The 3968-nt window shown below is 63.0% G+C and carries 5 protein-coding genes and 1 pseudogene; all 6 read left to right on the top strand.

Going from position 1 to position 3968, the window contains the following annotated elements; all coding sequences use genetic code 11:
• A pseudogene (locus tag WCE05_RS25670) lies at positions 1-238 on the top strand (carbon starvation protein A); the annotation flags it as partial.
• A gap of 12 nt (positions 239-250) precedes the next feature.
• Positions 251-454 carry a YbdD/YjiX family protein gene (locus WCE05_RS25665; RefSeq protein WP_225790947.1) on the top strand — a complete coding sequence of 68 codons (204 nt, stop codon included), beginning with the start codon at positions 251-253 and terminating at the stop codon, positions 452-454.
• A 107-nt stretch (positions 455-561) separates the two neighbouring features.
• Positions 562-1908, top strand: coding sequence for a cache domain-containing protein (locus tag WCE05_RS25660; RefSeq protein WP_368816805.1), 1347 nt, complete (start codon positions 562-564; stop codon positions 1906-1908).
• A 34-nt stretch (positions 1909-1942) separates the two neighbouring features.
• On the top strand, positions 1943-2575 hold the full coding sequence (locus WCE05_RS25655; RefSeq protein WP_225790945.1) for a response regulator transcription factor: 633 nt from the start codon (positions 1943-1945) through the stop codon (positions 2573-2575).
• A 139-nt stretch (positions 2576-2714) separates the two neighbouring features.
• Positions 2715-3467 (top strand): histidine utilization repressor, encoded by a 753-nt coding sequence (hutC, locus tag WCE05_RS25650; protein WP_253081799.1) that lies wholly within the window; start codon positions 2715-2717, stop codon positions 3465-3467.
• A 347-nt stretch (positions 3468-3814) separates the two neighbouring features.
• Positions 3815-3968: hypothetical protein (locus tag WCE05_RS25645; protein ID WP_225790948.1), on the top strand; the 154-nt coding region annotated here is incomplete at its 3' end.

Here is a 3968-nt window from a genome sequence, read left to right as displayed (position 1 = left end):
CCTGGCCAACAAGTACAGCACCGCGCTGGACGCCGGCCAGGTACTGGCGCCGGCCAAGGACCTGGCGCAGATGCAGCACGTGGTGTTCAATGCCTACACCAACGCGGGCCTGACCGTGCTGTTCCTGTTCGTGGTGCTGAGCATCCTGTACTTCGCCCTGCAGGTCGGGCGCCGTGCCTGGGCCAAGCCCGAACGTACCGACAAGGAGTCGCCGTTCCAGCCCCTCCCCGAGGCCTGAAGGTACGCATCGATGTTCAATGACCTGAGCAAGATGGGCAAATACCTGGGGCAGGCAGCCCGCATGCTGGTCGGCATGCCCGACTACGACAACTATGTCGAGCACATGCAGGCCAAGCACCCGGGCAAGCCGGTGATGAGCTACGAGGCGTTCTTCAGGGAACGCCAGGCCGCACGCTACGGCGGCGGCAATGGCCGCCCCGTCCGTTGCTGCTGAACACCCCACCTGTACAAAGAGCGCCACGCCTGTCGTGGCGCTCTTGCTTTTGGGGCATGACATCAGGCAAAACCTGCTACCCCCGCCTCCTCGCCCCGGGACCGACCATGCAACTCAAGCACAAGATCGTCACCCTCAGTGTCCTGCCGCTTCTGGTGTCGGTGCTGTTCATCTGCGTCCTGGTGTTCGCCCAGAGCCGCAAGCTCGAGGAGGACCAGGCCCGCCTGGTGCAGAGCAGCATCATGGCCGCCAAGAAGGCGGAGCTGAAGAACTACCTCGAACTGGCGATGAGCCTGATCGCGCCGCTGTACGACAGTGGTGCGGACGACGACAAGACCCGCCAGCGTGCCTTGCAGATGCTGGCCCGGGCGAGTTTCGGCGTGGATGGGTACTTCTTCGTCTACGATCGTCACGGCAAGAACCTGATGCACCCCAGGCAGGCGGAGCTGGTCGGCAAGGAACTCATCGGCATGACCGACAAGAACGGCCTGCCGGTGATCCAGGCGCTGCTAAGCAGCGCCAGCCAGGGCGACGGCTACCAGTTGTACGACTGGCAGAAGCCCTCCAGTGGCCAGGTCACCGGCAAACTGTCCTACGTGGTGATGCTGGAGCGCTGGGGATGGATGCTGGGCACCGGCATCTATATCGACGACGTGGAAGTGGCAACGCTCAAGTCGCGCCAGGAAGTCGCCTCCGGCGTCCTGACCACGGTGCTGGCGATCGCCTCCTTCTCCTTGCTGGCCGTGCTGGTGATCTTCACCGGCGGCCTGATGCTCAACGTCAGCGAACATCGCCTGGCCGACCGAAAGCTGTCGATGCTCAACCAGCGCATCGTCAACCTCCAGGAAGAAGAGCGCTCCCGCGTCTCCCGCGAGTTGCACGACGGCATCAGCCAGTTGCTGGTGTCGATCAAGTTCCAGTTCGAACTGGCAGCCCTGGAAGTGGCCAACGGCCAGGCCGAGGGGCTGGCCAACCTGCGCAAAGGCACGACCCGCCTGGGCGCCGCGATCGGCGAGATCCGCCGTATCTCCCATGACCTGCGCCCGTCGCTGCTCGATACCTTGGGCCTGTCGCCGGCCATCGACCAGCACCTGCGCGAGTTCGAGCAGCGCACCGCGATCCGCACCCAGTACGAATGCGCGCTGGACGACATCGAGGTGGATGCCGACCTCTCGCTCACGCTGTTTCGCATCATCCAGGAGGCCCTGGCGAACATCGAACGCCATGCCAAGGCGAGCACCGCTATAATCGCGCTGGCCGCCCACAACGGCATGATCACGCTGCGCGTGCTGGACAACGGCGTGGGCTTCGACCCTGGCGCGGCGGACGAAAGCCACGGCATCGGCTTGAGAAACATCCGTGAACGGGTCGATCACCACCACGGCACCTTCAGCATCGTATCCATGAGCGGCCGCACACAATTGCAGGTCCACATACCGATCCGCAGCGCGTGATCGGCTTCATCACCTTCAGTGCCCCGAGACTGCCATGAGCGTTACTCCCCCAATCAGAATCGCCCTGGTCGACGACCACGTCCTGGTGCGTGATGGCGTCAAATCGCTGCTCAGCGCGATCGCGCATTTCCAGGTGGTCGGCCAGGCCGAGTCCGGCGCCCAAGCGCTTGAGCTGGTGGCGGCCCTGGAGCTGGATATCCTGCTCGTCGATGTGGGCCTGCCGGACATGAACGGGCTGGAGCTGACCCGCAGGCTGCGGGCCCTGTACCCGGGCATCAAGATCCTCATGCTGAGCATGTACGACAACCAGGAGTACGTGCGCACCTCGATCAGCGCCGGCGCCCTGGGCTACGTACTGAAAAACGCGCCCTCCACGGAGCTGATCGCCGCGATCGAGGCCATCGCTGCGGGCGGCAGCTTCTACAGCCCGGAAATCGCCCGCAAGCTGGTCGGCAACAACCGCGACGAGCATGACCTGACGCCGCGCGAAGTGCAGGTGCTGTCGATGATCGCCAAAGGTGCGAACAACAAGGAGATGGCGCGGGAGCTGGGGATCAGCGTGCGCACCGTGGAAACCTACCGCTTGAGCATACGGCGCAAGCTCAATATCGATACGGCGGCGGCGTTGGTGAAGTATGCGATCGAGCATGGGTTGGTTTCCCTTTGAGGGGCGTGGTGAAACGGCCTGACCATCGGGCATATGAGCTCGATGGCACGTCGGCACGGTCTACTCGCCTAGGCGCCGCCTGACAGGCGGGGTTAAACTGGGGGCGACGCGAACCGCCCAACCATTTCCAGGAAATCCCGTGCCCAACGCCTCCGACGACCGCGCATCCTTGGCCGCCTTTGCCCTCGAAAGCCCTGCCCCGCTCTACGCCAGGGTCAAGGACATCATCTTGCAGCAGATCCGCACCGGTGTCTGGGGACCGAACTTCAAGCTGCCCTCCGAGAGCGAGCTGTTCAACCAGTTGGGCGTCAGCCGCATGACCATCAACCGGGCGCTGCGCGAACTCACCATCGAAGGCGTGCTGGTGCGCCTGCAAGGGGTGGGTACCTTCGTCGCGGAAGCCAAGGGGCATGCCGCGCTGTTCCGTATCCACGACATCGCCGAGGAAATCACCTCGCGTGGCCACACCCATCGCAGCGAAGTGATCCTGCTGGAAGCGCTGGGGGACCAGGCCCCCGCCTCGCTGCCCTTCACCCTGGACGGCGTGTGCAACCTGTTTCACTCGGTGCTGGTGCATTACGAGAACGAAACCCCGGTGCAGATCGAGGAGCGCTTCGTCAATGCCGACATTGCTCCCGATTACCTCAAGCAGGACTTCACCCGCATCACCCCTTATGCCTACCTGGTGCAACTGGCGCCGCTGACCGAAGCCGAGCACAGGGTAGAAGCCATCCACGCAACCCCCGCCGAATGCAAGCTGCTGCGCATCAAGCGTACCGATCCATGCCTGCTCATCCGCCGTCGTAGCTGGTCTGGCAAGGGGCAAGTGGGCTGCGCGCGGCTGGTCTATCCGGGCTCACGCTACCACCTGGAGGGCCGCTTCGGTCAGTAGCGCTGCAAGCCCTGCTGGGCCATCGGCCTGTTTGGTCGATAGCCCCTCGTTTTGCATTTTTTGCTGCTCGCAAAACTTTTTCTCTCCTTTCGTCGCCCTCCTGGCGTCCACGGCGGATGCCGATAGACACCTTCACGACACTCAACCCATTGAAAAATAAATTCATTTTCTCTCCCTGAAGCCCTTGTCCAGAGCGCCGACGGCAGGTTGCGCGCGCGTTCGCGCCATCTTGTATATACAGGTTGATATATGGTTGTATGTATAAGCGATGACAGACATCGACGATCTCTCAGGTGCGAGCGAGAAATCGTCACCCGGGACACCACCCCCACAAGAAGGAAACCACCATGAAAGCTTCCCGATTCCGCGACACCGAAATCCGCGCCCCGCGTGGCAACAAGCTGACCGCCAAGAGCTGGCTGACCGAAGCGCCGCTGCGCATGCTGATGAACAACCTCGACCCGCAGGTGGCCGAGAACCCCAAGGAGCTGGTGGTGTACG

Source organism: Pseudomonas sp. I2 (genome assembly GCF_040984075.1).
GTDB classification, from domain to species: domain Bacteria; phylum Pseudomonadota; class Gammaproteobacteria; order Pseudomonadales; family Pseudomonadaceae; genus Aquipseudomonas; species Aquipseudomonas guariconensis_B.
This window is presented reverse-complemented; position numbering and strand designations above follow the sequence as displayed.

Excerpts from the sequence above, each read along its gene's own strand:
- WCE05_RS25655 (WP_225790945.1), top strand. The coding sequence starts at position 1,943 with ATGAGCGTTACTCCCCCAATCAGAATCGCCCTGGTCGACGACCACGTC.
- WCE05_RS25660 (WP_368816805.1), top strand. The coding sequence starts at position 562 with ATGCAACTCAAGCACAAGATCGTCACCCTCAGTGTCCTGCCGCTTCTG.
- WCE05_RS25665 (WP_225790947.1), top strand. The coding sequence starts at position 251 with ATGTTCAATGACCTGAGCAAGATGGGCAAATACCTGGGGCAGGCAGCC.